Raw genomic sequence first — 14,861 nt, forward strand, 5'->3', positions numbered from 1 at the left:
GATGCCGCTGGGGGTCCTTCTCCGGGGTCCCGATGACCTCAAGAGGAGAAGCGATGACCACCGCAACCGCCCCCGCCGCCCGCCCCGCCGAGCCCCGCACCGCCCCGCCCGCCGTGGTGGGCGCCGGAGCGCTCATCCCGCTGGCCGACGGGACCCGGACCGACTACGCCAACTTCGACTACGCGGCCAGCGCCCCGTGTCTGGAGGCGGTCCGGAGCGCCCTCGACGAGGCCCTGCCGCTCTACGCCAGCGTGCACCGCGGCGCCGGCTACCTCTCCCAGGTGAGCACCGCCGCCTACGAGCGCGCGCGGCGCGCCGTCGCCCGCTTCACCGGCGTCCGCGACGACGACGCCGTGGTGTTCGTGCGCGGCACCACCGACGCCCTCAACCTGCTCGCCCGGTCGCTGCCGGAGGGCTGCACCGTGGTCGTCTCCTCCGCCGAGCACCACGCCAACCTGCTGCCCTGGGAGCACGCGGGGAGCAGGGCGGCGCGGGTGGTCCGGCTGCCGCTGCCGGCCTCGCCGCGCCAGGCCGTGGAGGACGCCCGCGCGGCGCTGCGCGATGCCCCCGACGGCCCGAAGCTGCTCTGCGTGACCGCCGCCTCCAACGTCACCGGTGAGATCTGGCCGGTGCGCGACCTGGTCGAGGCGGCGCACGCCGAGGGGGCGCGGGTCGCGGTGGACGCCGCCCAGTACGTCCCGCACCGCCGCTTCGACCTGGCCGGCTCCGGAGCCGACTACGTGGCCTACTCCGGGCACAAGCTGTACGCGCCGTTCGGCGCGGGCGTGCTCGCCGGGCGCACCGACTGGCTCCGCGACGCCGCCCCCTACCTGGCCGGCGGCGGCGCCACCGGCAGCGTCACCGAGGACGACGTGCGCTGGAACGACCTGCCGGCGCGGCACGAGGCGGGCAGCCCCAACGTGCTCGGCGCGGTCGCCCTCGCCGCCGCCTGCGACGCCCTCACCGAGGCCGGCCAGGAGGCGCTGCACGAGCGGGAGGAGCGGCTGCTGCGCCGGCTGCGCGCCGGGCTCGCCGCGATCCCCGGCGTGCACGACCTGTCGCTGTGGGAGCCGGAGCACCCGCGGGTCGGCATCGTGTCGTTCGTGGTCGACGGGGTGCCCGCGGGGCTGCTGGCCGCGGCGCTCTCCGCGGAGTACGGCATCGGCGTCCGGGACGGCCTGTTCTGCGCCCACCTGCTGACCCGCTGGCTGCTCCCGGAGGGGCACGCCCAGGCGGTCCGGGCCAGCCTGGGCCTGGGCACCACCGAAGAGCACGTGGACCGGCTGCTCGCCGCGGTCGCCCGGATCGCCGAGCACGGCCCGGAGCTGGAGTACCGGGACGACGCCGGCCGCCTGGTGCCGGCCGGGTAGGGCGGGCCGCTCCGCTCGCGCCGCGCGGCCGCGCGCGGCTCCGGCCACGGCCCCGCGGGCTTCCGCGGGGCCGTTCCCGTGCCCGGGGCGCGGCCGCCCGCCCCGCGCGGGGGAGGGGGGAGAACGTCCCGAAGAACCTCCCACCAACGTCGTGAACGGGCGAAAACAAGCAAATAGAGTGACAAAGCGGTGCAATTTCCGCTGATTCTCCGGTGCGGGCCGCTGACCGCGATCAATGGCGCATCCGGCGGTCGGCGCACTCCGCCGGGAGGCCGCGGAACGCGGTGCCGCGGGACGCGGCGGCCGTCCGCCGGACGCCGTGCGGACACTCGGCCGTTCCCGGCGTCTGTGCAGGTGAAGCCGGGTGGAGGGGAATCCGGGGGGAGGATGTCCGGGGTGGGTCAAATAGCGGCGCCTTCCACTCCGGCGGAAAACCCGCGTTTATTAGCGGTGAATTTATCCCCGGGTGAATGATGTGGCTCACACCAGGTAACATCGGTCGGCAACGGACCCCGGGAGCGCGATCGTGACTGATGAGTGGCCGGTACCGCACCTCGTCGAAGACCCGATGGCCGTCGGCGTCCCCCGCCCGCGCGTCGTCGGCCTCGACGGCAGGCCCGTGGGCAGGGCCGACGGGGCCGCGCCGCCCGGACCGGCCACCGCTCCCGCCGACCGCGCCCGCCTGGCCTTCGCCGCTCGGGCGGCCCACTACCTCGCCGCCGACGCGGGGATCCGCCAGTTCGTCGACTTCTCCTCCGCCCTGCCCACCTGCGACACCCTGCACGGCGCGTTGGGGGAGCGCTCCCCGGCGGTGCGCACCGCCTACGTCGAGGCCTCCTGCGGGACCGCCCTGCACCCCGGGGCCTCCCCGCACCCCGGGGTCTCCCCGCACCGGGCCGCCGCCCCGGTGCTCTCGCTGCGCGGCCGGACACCGGAGGCGGCCGCCGCGGAACTGGCCGCCAGCGGCCTGGTCGACTTCGGCGAGCCGGTCGCGGTCCTGCTGCTGGACACCGCGCCGCAGCACCGCGTACCCGGCGCGGCCGGCGCGCTGCTGCGCGCCCTGCACCGGGAGATGGCCCCGGGCGGCCACGTGATCGCCTCGTTCGGCCCGCGCGCCGTACGCGCCGCCGGATCGGGACCGGACCCCGCCCGGCTGCTCGCCCCGTTCACCCCGCTGGACCCGGGCGCCGCCGACATCACCCGGTGGCCCTACCCGGACGACGCGGCCGCCGCCGAAGGCATCGGCATCGTCGGCGGGGTCGCCCGGCGCGACCCCTGAAGGGCGCGGCGGACACCCCCGAAACGCCCTTTCCGAAACGCGCCGGCTCCAGCGCCATGGTGCATGCATGATGAGGCCATGGGTGTTGTGATCACGGTCAGAGACGTTCCGGAGCAGGTGCGCGACGCCTTGGCGGATGAGGCTCGCCGCCAGGGGGCGGGGCCGGGCCCGAAGCCCCCGACGCGGCCGGCCCGATCAGAGCCGCCCGTCCGGGAGAAGGCGGTACGGAGGGCGGCTGACCAGGTGGGGGAGGAGCCGCGTGATCGTCGCGGACGCCCCCGTCCTCACGAACATGCCCATCTGCCGTGGGGGCGGGGCGCGGAGCACGTCCGCACCCGGGAGGGACGTCCACCGGGCGGCGCCGGAGCACTGGAAGGCCGAGGTCTTCTCCGCGGTGCGCGGTCTCCACTCGGGGCGGAAGGCGGATGAGGCGCAGGCCCGCCGCGCGGTGGAGCGCATCTCCCGCCTCGGAGCCGGAACAGTGCCGCTGGAAGCACTTCTCCCGCGCATGCGGCGGTTGAGGTACGCGGTCGGTGCCTACGACGATGCGGCCTGCGTCGCACTGGGCGAGAGCCGCCCGGCGGAGCTCGTCACGGCCGATGCCCGGCCGGCCCGGGTCGCGGTCGCTCATCGCAGGGTGGACCTGGCCGGCCGACCCGGGCGGGACGGCGGTCGGATCGACCCCGCCCGCCCGGGCCGGCGGTCAGACCGGGAGCAGTCCGCGCCGCGCCCAGGACCGCCGGTAGGCCTCGGCCAGCCAGGCGTCGGCCCAGGCCCGGTCGGGCTCCTCCGGGAGCGGGGAGGTCTCCAGCAGCCGGGTGAGCCGCTCCTCCTGCTCGGCCGCGGCGTCCAGGGCCTCCTGCATGGTGTGCTCGCCGCGGCGCAGCTCGCGCAGCCACTCGGCCCGCGGCTCGGGCATCGGCAGGGTGAGCCGGCCGGTCTCCAGCAGCTCGGCGCCCTGCACCCCCAGCCGCACCATGTGGTAGGCGAACTTCACGTCGAACCCGTACAGCTCGATCAGCTCGGGGCGGTTGGTGTGCCGGCCGCCCCGCCGGCCCAGCATGCTGTCCCGCTGGGCGCGCAGGTAGCCGAGGAACCGGCGGCCGACGTTGCGGGAGAGGATACGCCCGGCGGAGGCGCGCAGCTCGCGGCCGATCGGCTCCTCCCGGACGATCTCCTCCTCCGGGACGAACAGCGGCAGCAGCACGGTCGGGTTGCCGTCCAGGGCCAGCCGCATCCACTTGCGCAGCGAGTACACGGTCAGGTCGAGGTCGCCCGGACCGGACCGCACGCCTTCAGGCCGGGTGCGGAAGATGTACTGCTCGAAGCGGCGGAGCCCGATCACGTACTCCGGCGGCTCGACGCAGATCCCCATCTCGTCCCGGTCGTCCTCGTCCTTCACGGTGATCCCGTGCACGCCCGACCCCACCTGGCACTGGAGGATCGTTCCCTGCTCGGCGACCGCGGCGAACTCCGGAGCGGAGTGGTCCATCGTGTCTCTCCCGTTCGGCCCCTCGGGGCCGGTGTCCGTGGTGCGGCGCCCCGCACCGGGGACTTCCCGCGGGAGGGAAGTCGATCAACGTACCACGGGCGCCCGCCCGCGGCGGACCGGTTCTCCGGCGCCGCCGGCGCCCCGCGGGCCGGGCCGCACGCGGCGGGGAGAGCGGTGGGCGGCGCGGTCCTGCACGGAAGGGAGAGAGCGGGACAGGGGCGCGGACCCGGCGGCGCCCCTCCGCGCCCGGCAGACCCCGGGAGCACCGGGAGGAAGGCGGGACCGGCGCTCGGAAGTCCGCCTGAGCTTGTTCTTCGACCTCGGGGGCGGCCGGAGCATCGAGGCGGCCGACGGGTGGACCTGGCCTGTGACCGCCGCCCGCACCCGGCTCCGCCCGGCCCGCCCCGGCCGCCGAGAACCTGCCCCGCCCCCGGGAGCCGCCCCGGCCACCGGTGCGCCCGGCAGCGGACCGCCCCGTTGATCTTGGAGTTGCGGGGGTATCAGGGCGCCCTGATACCCCCGCAACTCCAAGATCAACGGGAAAGTGGCCTGGCGGCGCGCGGCCCGCAGCGGGCGCGGCGACGCCGGGCCCCCGATCCCCGCCTCTCCCGACCCGCGGTCGGACACTCCGGGCGACCGTTCGCAGGCCTGACAGTCTCTGAGAGCCTGCCGGTCATGCGGGCGGTCGCGCGGTTCGCCCCGCGCGGCGCCCGCTCCGCCCCGGAACGCCCCTGCCTCTCGTGCCGACCTCGGCGCTGCGGCCCTACCGGAGTGCTCTGACAGGGCCGCAGCACCGAGGCCGGCGGGGAAGGGGGCGGGTGAGGGCCCAGGGGCCGGCCGCATGCCCGACGGGCCTCTCAGACCACGTGCAGCGGGTCGACGCGGATCTGGGCCAGGTTGTCGTCCTTGCGGGCGCTGCGCCCCGCGGCCGCCGCCTTCAGCGCGGCGGTCAGCGCGTAGGCGTCGCGGTGCGGGACGCGCAGCAGGGCCCGCTCCACCGGGCCGGACGGCGTGCGGCCCCGGCCCTCGCGCGGGGCGACCGCCTCCGGGCCCTCCACCGGCACCGGGCCGAGCAGCTCCGCCGAGGGCGGCAGGGAGAGCGCGTCCAGCAGCTCGTGCACGTGCGCCGCCTCGCCGGTGACCGAGGCCATCGTCACCGCCGGCGGGAAGCCCAGCTCGCGCCGCTCGGCCAGCTCCCGCTCGGCGAACCCGGCGGGGTCCCAGCGGATCAGCGACTGCACGGCCGGCTCCCGGGCGTCGGCCACGACCACCACCTGCCCGCCGTCCCCGGCCGGGCGGACCAGCGCGGCCGCGCTGAACCAGCGGCGCAGCGCCTCCTCGGCGGCGCGCAGATCGGCCCGGCCGAGCAGCGCCCAGCCGTCGAGCAGCAGCGCCGCGGCGTATCCGCCCTCGGCGGCCGGCTCCGCGCCCGGCGTCGCCACCACCAGCGCGGGCTTCCCCGGCACCGAGGTCAGCACCTCGTCCCGGCCGGAGGTGCGCACCGGCAGCGACGGGAAGGCGCGGCCGAGCTCCTCGGCGGTGCGCCGGTCGCCCACCACCCCGGCGCGCAGCCGCCGGTGCCCGCAGTCGCCGCACTGCCAGTCGCCCGCGATCCGGCCGCACCACCGGCAGTACGGCATGGCGTGCGCGCTGCGCAGCGCCAGCGGACCCTGGCAGGACTCGCAGCGCGACGGGGACCGGCACAGCGCGCAGGCCAGCGAACCCAGGTAGCCGCGCCGGGGGACCTGCACCAGCACCGGGCCGTGCGCGGCGGCCTCCCGGGCGATGCGCAGGGCGACGCTGGGCAGCCGCGCCGAGCGGGCGGCCTCGTCCCGGGAGAGCTCGTGGTCGTCGCCGGCGGCGCGGATCCGGGGGGCGAGGCGGCGCACCGTCGGCCGGTCGCCGGCCAGCGCGCCCGCCCAGCCCGACTCCACCAGCCGGGCCCCCTCGGTGGTCCGGGTGAAGCCGCCGATCAGCGCGGCGGCGCCGGCGCGGTGCGCGCGCAGGGCAAGCACGGTCCGGGCGTTCGGGTAGGGGGCGTGCGGGTCGGTGTGCACGTCGTCGCCGTCGTCCCAGAGCACCACCAGCCCGAGGTCGCGCACCGGGGCGAACATCGCGGCCCGGGTGCCGACCACGATCGGCACCTCGCCGCGCAGCACGGCCAGCCAGCGGCGGTACCGCTCGGCCGGGCCGAGCTCGGCGGTGAGCGCCACGTGCCGCCCCTCGCCCAGGCGCTCCCGGAGCGCGGCGTCGACGGTGTCCACGTCCCGCCCGTCGGGGACGACGACCACGGTGCCCCGCTCGGCCGCCGCGGCGGTGCCGGCGGCCACCGCGACCGCCTCCGCCCAGCCCGGGCCGGGCAGCGCGGTCCACACCGCCCGCGGGGCGGCGCCGTCGTGCAGCGCCCTCAGAAACGGCTCCCCGGCGGAATAGTCCCGCCACGGCCCTGGCGGGACCGGCAGCGGCGGCGGAGCGCAGGCCTCGGCCTCGCCGACGGAGAAGATCGCCTCCGCCCCGTCCTGCTCCTCCTCCGCCCCGTCCGCCCCTGCACCGGCCTCGGCCGGGGAGGGGGCGCCGTCCCGGACGGCGGCCTCCTCGGGCCGGTCCGTCCCGTCTTCGGCGGGGGCGTCCGGGCCGCCGGGGGCGGGCTCGCCGACCGCTTCGCCGGCCTCCGCGCGGGAGAAGACCGCGGGGGCCTCCGCCGGGCCGCCCGGCCCGGCGGGCCCCTCCCCGGCCGCGCCCTCCGCGGGGCCCGGCCGGTCCGCTTCGGGGGCCTCCACCCGGTCGGCGGTGCCGGTGCGCTCCCCGTCCTCGGGGGCCTCCGCCCCGGCCGCCGCCGGGCCGCCGCCGGCCTCCTGTCCGGCCCGCTCCCGCTCCTTCCGCTCGCGCTCGGCCTTCTCCTTCTCCACGCGGGCGTGGCGCGGAGGGACGGCGAGCCGGAGCACGTCGCTGAGGGTGCCCGCGTAGCGGTCGGCGACCGCCCGGGCCAGCCCGCGGATCTCCGGGGTGAGCACGGGCTCGGCGGAGACCACACCGGAGAGGTAGGCCAGGGTCCCGGTGTAGTCGCTGCTCTCGGCCCGCTCGATGAGGAAGCCGCTCAGCGCCTGGCCGTGGAAGGGGACCCGGACCCGGCAGCCGGGGACGGCGTCGCCGGCCATCTCCTCCGGCACCCGGTAGTCGAAGAGCCGGTCCAGGTGGGGCAGCGGCGTCTCCACCGCGACCCGGGCGATCGGCAGCTCGGAGGCGGGCCGCCTGCCCCGCTTCGGCCCCTTCTTCGCGCCCTTCGCGGCCCCGCCTGACCGGGCGCCCCGTCCGGAACCGGAGGGCGCCGGGCCGCCTCCGCCGTCCCCGCCCGGCGGGGCCGGGGGCACGTCGAAGAGGGCCCCCGCGTCGGGGCCGGGCCGCGGACTCATATGCCCAGGTTTACCAGAGGGCACCGACCTTTCCGGTCCGGCCGCGGGGCGCGCCCGGACCGCGTACCGCGCGGCCTGCTGGTAGACAGGAGATCGCAGACGAAACCGGGCCCCGGGGGCGGCCGATCCGAGAGGGCCGCCCGGCGCCGAGCCGGCGCGAAGGGCCGGGCGGCGCCCCGGGTTCGGAGCGCGCCGACCGGGGCGGGGCGCGGGTGGAGAGGGTGCCGATGAAACTGGTCTTCGCGGGGACACCGGAGGTGGCGGTCGCGTCCCTCAAGGCCCTGCTGGAATCGGAGCACGAGGTCGCCGCGGTCGTCACCCGGCCCGACGCCACCGCCGGCCGGGGGCGCAGGGTCGCGCCGAGCCCGGTCGCCCGGCTCGCCGAGGAGGCGGGGGTCGAGGTCCTCAAGCCGGCCAAGGCGAGCGACCCCGCCTTCCTGGACCGGCTGCGCGAGATCGCCCCGGACTGCTGCCCGGTGGTCGCCTACGGGGCGCTGCTCCGCCGGGAGGCGCTGGACATCCCCCGGCACGGCTGGGTCAACCTGCACTTCTCCCTGCTGCCGGCCTGGCGCGGCGCCGCCCCGGTCCAGCACGCGGTGCTGCACGGCGACGACGTCACCGGCGCCTCGGTCTTCCAGATCGAGGAGGACCTGGACTCCGGCCCGGTCTACGGCACGCTCAGCGAGCCGATCGGCCCCCGCGACACCAGCGGCGACCTCCTGGAGCGGCTCTCCCGCTCCGGCGCCGGGCTGCTGCGGGAGGTCCTGAACGGCATCGAGGCCGGCGCCCTGGAGGCCCGCCCGCAGGACGGCGACGGCCTCTCCTACGCCTCGAAGCTCTCCCCGGAGGACGCCGAGGTGGACTTCACCGCCCCCGCGATGCGCGTGGACCGGCTCATCCGCGCCTGCACCCCGGCGCCGGGGGCCTGGACCGTCTTCCGCGGCGCCCGGCTCAAGCTCGGCCCGGTCACCCCGGTCACCGACACGGTCGGCGGCCCGGACCTCGCGGCCGGGGCGCTGGCCGTGGAGAAGAAGCAGGTCCTGGTCGGCACCGCCACCCACCCGGTCCGCCTGGGCGACGTCCAGGCCCAGGGCAAGCGGATGATGAGCGCCGTCGACTGGGCCCGCGGCGTCCGCCCCGGCCCCGACGAGCGCCTGGGCGGCTGACCGCCCCCGCCGCTGAGGCCGTCGGGTGTCCGGCAGGTCGCCGGGCGGGGCCGCCCCGCGCTTCCCCGCCCACCCGGCCGGCCCGCGCCGGAGGCGGACACCGCCCGTCCCCGTCGATCTCGGGGGTGCGGGGGCACCGGAGCGCTCCGGCACCCCTCGCGACACCAAGACCGGCGAAGGGGCGGCGCGGTACCCCGCCCGCCGCGGGGTCCGCCCCCGCGAGACCTCCCCGCAGCGGCCGCGGCGGCACCGGGCCCCGGGCCGGCGGCGAGCTGCGCCGGGGGCGGGCGGGACCGGCGCTATCCTCGGGAGAGGCGGTGCGCGCCGTGCGGGCGCGCCCGGGGCGGCGCGCCGGCGCAGTGCCCCGCCGCCCACCCGTTCCTCTCCACCCTTCTCCGACGCGAGGCGATGCCGACGTGACCGACCGCTCCCGCTCCCCGTACCGTTCCGGACGCCGAGGGCCCGGCAAGGGCGGCGGGCAGCCGGGCCGGCCGGCCCCCGCCCCCGGGACGGCGGTCCGCCGGGTCGCCTACGACGTGCTGCGGGCCGTGCAGGAGCGCGACGCCTACGCCAACCTGCTGCTCCCCGCCAAGCTCAAGGACCGCGGCCTGGACGGGCGGGACGCCGCCCTGGCCACCGAGCTGACCTACGGCACCCTGCGCCGCCAGGGCACCTACGACGCCATCCTCGACGCCTGCGTGGACCGCTCGCTCTCCTCGGTCGACGCCGAGGTGCTGCCGCTGCTCCGGCTCGGCGCGCACCAGCTGCTGTCCACCAAGATCCCGCCGCACGCCGCGGTGAGCGCCACCGTGAACGTGGCCCGCCGCGCCGTCGGGCAGCACCGGGCCCGGTTCGCCAACGCGGTGCTGCGCAAGGTCGGCGCGCGCGACCTGGAGGCCTGGACCGGCATCGTCGCCCCGGACCGGACCGCCGACCCCGCCGGCCACCTCGCCGTGGTGCACAGCCACCCGCGGTGGGTCGTCGAGGCGCTCGCCGCGGCCCTGGGGGACGACCTCGCCGGAGGCCTGGCCGAGACCGAGTCGCTGCTCGCCGCGCACAACGAGCGCCCCGGGGTCACCCTGCTGGCCAAGCCGGGCCGGGCCTCGGTGGCCGACCTGGTCGAGGGCGGCGCGCAGGCCGCCCGCTACTCGCCGCACGCCGCCTACCTCGCGGAGGGCGACCCGGCGCTGGTGCGCGAGGTCCGCCAGCGCCGCGCGGCGGTGCAGGACGAGGCCAGCCAGATGGTCGCGCTGGCGCTGGCCCGGGTCCGGGCCAAGGGCGCCGACGCCCGCTGGCTGGACGCCTGCGCCGGACCCGGGGGCAAGTCCGCGCTGCTGGCCGGGCTGGCCGGGCAGCGCGACGCCCGGCTGCTCTCCGCGGAGGTCCAGCCGGCCCGCGCCGGCCTGGTCGCCTCGGCGGTCGAGCGGTCGGTCCGCGACGCCGCCCGCGTGGTGGTGGCCGACTCCACCCGGCCCGCCTGGCGGGACGGCGCGTTCGACCGGGTGCTCGCGGACGTCCCGTGCACCGGTCTGGGGGCGCTGCGCCGCCGCCCGGAGGCGCGCTGGCGCCGCACACCGGAGACCGCGGGCGAGCTCGCCCCGCTCCAGACGGCCCTGCTGGAGCGCGCGCTGGACGCCGCCCGCCCCGGCGGCGTCGTCGCCTACGTGACCTGCTCCCCGCACCTCCCGGAGACCTCCGGCATCGTCGAGCCGGTCCTCGCGGCCCGCGCCGACGCCGAACTCCTGCGCGCCGCCGACCACCTCCCCGAGGTCGACGGCGTCGCCGCCGGCCGGGACGGCATGTACGCGCAGTTCTGGCCGCACCGGCACGGCACCGACGCGATGTTCCTGGCCCTGATCCGGAAGCGCGGCTGACCCCGCCCGGCTCTCCCCGGCCGGCGCCCGGTCGAGGCGATGGGGCGCCGGGACCGCCGGGGGTCGGCCCGCGAGGCACCCGGCCTCGGCCGGGGTGCGGTCCACGTCCGCCTCCCGGGTCCCCGAAGGACCCCGGGCGAGGGGGCGCGCTCCGCTCCGCCGAGAGGCGCCCGGACGCCGGGCGGTCCGGTGGACGCCGAACGAGTGGGCAGCGGACGCGCAGGCCGTTCGGGCCCCTCGGAGGTCCTAGCCGGTGCAGGCGGCCCCCTGTGCCCGGCGTCCGTCCACCGGTTCGCCGCGACGGCCCGGACGCCGACCAAGCGGTCTCTGCCCGACCAGGGCGGGCGGGTCCGTGCCCGCCTCCGGGGCGCCAGGGGAGGCACGGTCTCTCGCGGGACGCCGCGGGGGCGGCGCCCCTCCTGCCGAGGGGCGGTTCCGGGGCGCCCGCGCACGGTCCGCCGCGGGGCGCCGGACGCCGACCGGGCGGGCTCGGGCGAGCGGGCCCGTGTCCGCCCCGGGGCCGCTCGGAGGGGAGGCCCCGGCGGAGGACCGGACGCGGCGGCCGGCCGGTCCGGGGCGGGGGATGACCCCTCCGACGAGGATCTACACTCTGGGACGTGGCGATCCAGATCTCTCCCAGCATCCTGTCCGCCGACTTCGCGCACCTCGCAGACGAAGCGGCGGCCGTCGAGAACGCGGCCGACTGGCTGCACGTCGACGTCATGGACAACCATTTCGTGCCCAACCTGACCCTCGGCCTGCCGATCGTGGAGTCGCTGCTCAAGGCGGCGAAGCTGCCGCTGGACTGCCACCTGATGATCGAGGACCCGGACCGCTGGGCGCCGGCCTACGCCGAGGCGGGCGCCGGCAGCGTGACGATCCACGCGGAGGCGGCCAAGGCGCCGGTGCGCACGCTGCGGGCGATCCGCGCGGCGGGGGCGCGGGCGTCGCTCGCGCTCAACCCGGCCACCCCGCTGGAGTCCTACGCGGACCTCCTCCCCGAGGTGGACATGCTGCTGCTGATGACGGTGGAGCCCGGTTTCGGCGGGCAGAAGTTCATCGACCTGGTGCTGCCCAAGATCCGCAAGGCCCGGGAGCTGGTCGGCGGCCGCGACGCCGCGGTGTGGGTGCAGGTCGACGGCGGTGTCGCGGCCGACACGATCGAGCGCGCGGCCGAGGCCGGCGCGGACGTCTTCGTCGCCGGCTCGGCGGTCTACGGGGCGGAGGACCCGGCCGCCGCGGTCGAGTCGCTCCGCGCGGCCGCGGAGAAGGCCGCCGCGGGCTGACCGGGCGGAGGCCGTCCGGGCGGCGGGGCGCGCGCGGAGGCGTGGACTAGGATCCCTGGGAACCGCTTGGTCTGGAACCGGTGCCCGGCGGCGGGAACCGGGAAGGCGCGCTCCAGGCGACGGTCGGCCGGTGTCGGAACGGAAGGGGCCGCGGGAGCGCGCGGGCGTCCGATCGGGCCGGGGCGGACGGGGTGCCGGACCGCCCGGGGCCCGGTGCCGGACGGGCGTGCGCCCGGCCGCCCCGGAGTGCGCGGAGTGTGCGGATGGACGTGATGTGGGGCGCCGAATCGGGCGCCGTCCGGTGGGTGCAGGGATGGGGCTCCTGGCTGGAGCCCTTCATGCAGGCGGTCACCGCCCTGGGGTCGAAGGCGCTGTTCGTGGCGCTTCTCCCGCTGCTGTTCTGGAGCGTGCACGCCGGGCTCGGCGCGCGCCTGTCGCTGGTGCTGCTCGGGTCGGCCACCGTCAACTCCGTGGCCAAGGCGCTGCTCTACGCACCCCGGCCGTACTGGTACGACCCCGGGATCAGGCCGCTGTCCACCGAGTCGACGTTCGGCGCCCCCTCCGGACACGCCCAGCTCTCCGTGACCTTCTGGGGCTACCTGGCCGCGCAGTCCGCCCGGCGCGCGGTGTGGGCCGGGGCCGCGGTGCTGATCGCGCTGGTCTGCCTCTCCCGGCTCTACCTCGGGGTGCACTTCTTCAGCGACATCACGCTCGGCCTGGCGCTCGGCGCCCTGCTGCTCTGGGCGGCGCTGCGCTACGAGGACGCGCTGCTGCGGCGCTGGCGGGCGCTGTCGCTGCCGGTGCGGCTGCTGCTGGCGGTGGCGGCGTCCGCGGTGCCGGTCGGGCTGGTCGCGGCCTACCAGGCGGTGCTCCGCGCGGGCTGGTCGGTGCCGGAGGAATGGGCCGGGGCGGTGCCGCCGGACGTGACGGGGGAGGCGCTGGCGCACACCGGCGCGCTCGGCGGCGCCCTGCTCGGTGCGGTCGCCGGCTTCACCGTGCTGGACCGGCGCGGCTGGTACAGCGCGAGCGGGTCGCTGATCACCCGGGCCGCCCGCTACGTGACCGGTATCACCGGCGTCCTCCTCATCCTGGCGGTGGCCCGCCTCGCGCTGCCCGACACCGCCGGCGCCGCCGGCGAGTACGCCGTCTACCTGCTGGTCTCGCTCTGGGCGGCGCTCGGCGCCCCCGAGCTCTTCGTGCGGCTGCGGATGGCCGACCGGCCGGACGGCGACCGGGCCGGCGCGCAGGCCTGACCGGGCCCGCCCCGGAGCCCGGCGACCCCGCCGCCGCCGGGGCCCCGGGCCGGAGCCGGGGCCGGCGCACGGCCCGGTCGCCGCTGCTCCCGGCCCGCCCGGCCCGCGCACCGGGGCCCCGGTGCGCGCCGGGAATGCGCCGGCGTGGCAGACTGTTCGACCAAGACGTAGTCGAAACGCGTGCTCCGGGGTCGGTGAAAATCCGAACCGGCGGTGACAGTCCGCGACCCGGCCGAAGCCATCGGCCGGTTGAACCGGTGGAATTCCGGTACCGACGGTGAAAGTCCGGATGGGAGGCAGTACGCGTGGGACCGGTCTACCCTTCCCGGCCCGGCAGGGCCGGTGGCGGCGTACCGGTTCTTACAGCCGGCGGGTGGGCCCGCCGAGCCGAGAACCCCGGAGCCTGACAAGGTTAGGGGTTCGGACCGGATGTTCACCGGAATCGTGGAGGAACTGGGCGAGGTCGCCGAGATCACGCCCTTCTCCGACGCCCACGGGGAGTCGGCGCGGATCACCGTGCACGGCCCCCTGGTCACCTCCGACGCCGCGCACGGCGACTCCATCGCGGTCAACGGCGTCTGCCTGACCGTCACCGGGGCCTCCGGCGGTGCGTTCACCGCCGACGTGATGAAGGAGACGCTGGACCGCTCCTCGCTCGGCGCGCTGCGCACCGGCTCCCCGGTCAACCTGGAGCGCGCCGCCAGGGCCTCCGACCGGCTCGGCGGGCACATCGTCCAGGGCCACGTGGACGGCACCGCCGAACTGCTGGAGCGCACCCCCGCGCAGCGCTGGGAGACGCTCCGCTTCTCGCTCCCCGGCCCCCTCGCCCGCTACGTGGCGGAGAAGGGCTCGATCGCGGTCGACGGGGTGAGCCTGACCGTCGCCTCGGTCGAGGACGCCGCCTTCACGGTGAGCCTGATCCCCACCACCCTGGAGCTGACCACGCTGGGCCGCACCGCGGTCGGCGGCACGGTCAACCTGGAGGCCGACGTCATCGCCAAGTACGTCGAGCGGATCGCGTCGGCCGGCGCCGCCGCCGGAACGGGGCGTGCCTGATGGGCGGCGCGCACACCGGCGTGTGGTGGCTGGAATGGGCCTACGCCGGATTCACCCTCTTCGGCGAGCACGTCCGCTGGGCCGACCTGCTGGGCAACATCGCCGCCCTGGCCACCGTCGCGCTGGCGGTCCGCCGGTCGATGTGGACCTGGCCGGTGCAGCTGACCGGCGCGGTGCTGCTGTTCGCCGTCTCCATCGACGCCCACCTCACCGGCAACGCCCTCAAGCAGCTCATGTTCATCGGCCTGGTCGCCTACGGCTGGACCCGCTGGGCGCGGGCCACCAAGGGCGGCGCCGACCTGAAGGTCCGCCCGGCCACCGGGCACGAGCGCGGCCTGCTGCTCGGGCTGCTGCTCGGCGGGACCGTCGCGGTGGCGCTGCTCTTCCAGGCCACCGGGGCGTCCTGGGCGCCCTGGCCGGACGCCTTCATCTTCGTCGGCAGCGCGATCGCCACGTTCGGGCAGAGCCGCGCCCTGATCGACTTCTGGTTCGTGTGGATCATCGTCGACCTGGTCGGCGTCCCGCTGGCGCTGATGTCCGGGCTGTGGGTCAGCGGCCTGGTCTACAGCGTGTTCTTCGTGCTGGCCGCGTTCGGCATCCGCGACTGGGTCCGGCAGTACCGGCTGCTCCGCGAACCCGGCGCGGCCGGGGCGGAGGTGCGCGCATGACCCC

10 protein-coding genes and 1 riboswitch are annotated in these 14,861 nt (G+C 77.6%); of the genes, 8 read left to right on the plus strand and 2 right to left on the minus strand.

What is annotated here, in order from left to right; translation table 11 throughout:
• Nucleotides 1–53 precede the first annotated feature (53 nt).
• Nucleotides 54–1,370: an aminotransferase class V-fold PLP-dependent enzyme gene (locus tag J0910_RS12005; RefSeq protein ID WP_420158582.1), complete on the plus strand. Its 1,317-nt coding sequence runs from the start codon at nucleotides 54–56 to the stop codon at nucleotides 1,368–1,370.
• Nucleotides 1,371–1,896: 526 nt separating this feature from the next.
• On the plus strand, nucleotides 1,897–2,649 hold the full coding sequence (locus tag J0910_RS12010; RefSeq protein WP_420158583.1) for an SAM-dependent methyltransferase: 753 nt from the start codon (nucleotides 1,897–1,899) through the stop codon (nucleotides 2,647–2,649).
• A gap of 703 nt (nucleotides 2,650–3,352) precedes the next feature.
• Here the strand turns inward: J0910_RS12010 and J0910_RS12015 are convergent.
• Nucleotides 3,353–4,141: a nucleotidyltransferase domain-containing protein gene (locus J0910_RS12015; protein ID WP_420158584.1), complete on the minus strand. Its 789-nt coding sequence runs from the start codon at nucleotides 4,139–4,141 to the stop codon at nucleotides 3,353–3,355.
• 857 nt (nucleotides 4,142–4,998) lie between these two features.
• Entirely contained in the window at nucleotides 4,999–7,554 is a 2,556-nt protein-coding gene (locus J0910_RS12020; RefSeq protein WP_420158585.1) for a primosomal protein N', read from the minus strand.
• Between the two features lie 227 nt (nucleotides 7,555–7,781).
• On the opposite strand from J0910_RS12020, the gene fmt reads away from it, so the two are divergent.
• The 6 genes from fmt (at nucleotide 7,782) to pnuC (ending at nucleotide 14,857) form a co-directional block, all read left to right on the plus strand.
• Complete coding sequence (gene fmt / locus J0910_RS12025) at nucleotides 7,782–8,720, plus strand: methionyl-tRNA formyltransferase (RefSeq protein WP_420158586.1); 939 nt, start codon at nucleotides 7,782–7,784, stop codon at nucleotides 8,718–8,720.
• A gap of 416 nt (nucleotides 8,721–9,136) precedes the next feature.
• Entirely contained in the window at nucleotides 9,137–10,594 is a 1,458-nt protein-coding gene (locus J0910_RS12030; RefSeq protein ID WP_420158587.1) for an RsmB/NOP family class I SAM-dependent RNA methyltransferase, read from the plus strand.
• 617 nt (nucleotides 10,595–11,211) lie between these two features.
• Nucleotides 11,212–11,880: a ribulose-phosphate 3-epimerase gene (rpe, locus tag J0910_RS12035; RefSeq protein WP_420158588.1), complete on the plus strand. Its 669-nt coding sequence runs from the start codon at nucleotides 11,212–11,214 to the stop codon at nucleotides 11,878–11,880.
• Between the two features lie 263 nt (nucleotides 11,881–12,143).
• Nucleotides 12,144–13,133: a phosphatase PAP2 family protein gene (locus J0910_RS12040; protein ID WP_420158589.1), complete on the plus strand. Its 990-nt coding sequence runs from the start codon at nucleotides 12,144–12,146 to the stop codon at nucleotides 13,131–13,133.
• Nucleotides 13,134–13,309: 176 nt separating this feature from the next.
• Nucleotides 13,310–13,440, plus strand: a riboswitch (FMN riboswitch).
• A gap of 122 nt (nucleotides 13,441–13,562) precedes the next feature.
• On the plus strand, nucleotides 13,563–14,189 hold the full coding sequence (locus J0910_RS12045; RefSeq protein ID WP_420158590.1) for a riboflavin synthase: 627 nt from the start codon (nucleotides 13,563–13,565) through the stop codon (nucleotides 14,187–14,189).
• Nucleotides 14,189–14,857 carry a nicotinamide riboside transporter PnuC gene (gene pnuC, locus J0910_RS12050; protein ID WP_420158591.1) on the plus strand — a complete coding sequence of 223 codons (669 nt, stop codon included), beginning with the start codon at nucleotides 14,189–14,191 and terminating at the stop codon, nucleotides 14,855–14,857. The genes J0910_RS12045 and pnuC overlap by 1 nt, the downstream gene beginning before the upstream one ends.
• The last annotated feature ends 4 nt before the right edge of the window (nucleotides 14,858–14,861 follow it).

This window comes from Nocardiopsis oceanisediminis, from assembly GCF_048595525.1.
Lineage (GTDB): Bacteria > Actinomycetota > Actinomycetes > Streptosporangiales > Streptosporangiaceae > Nocardiopsis_A > Nocardiopsis_A oceanisediminis.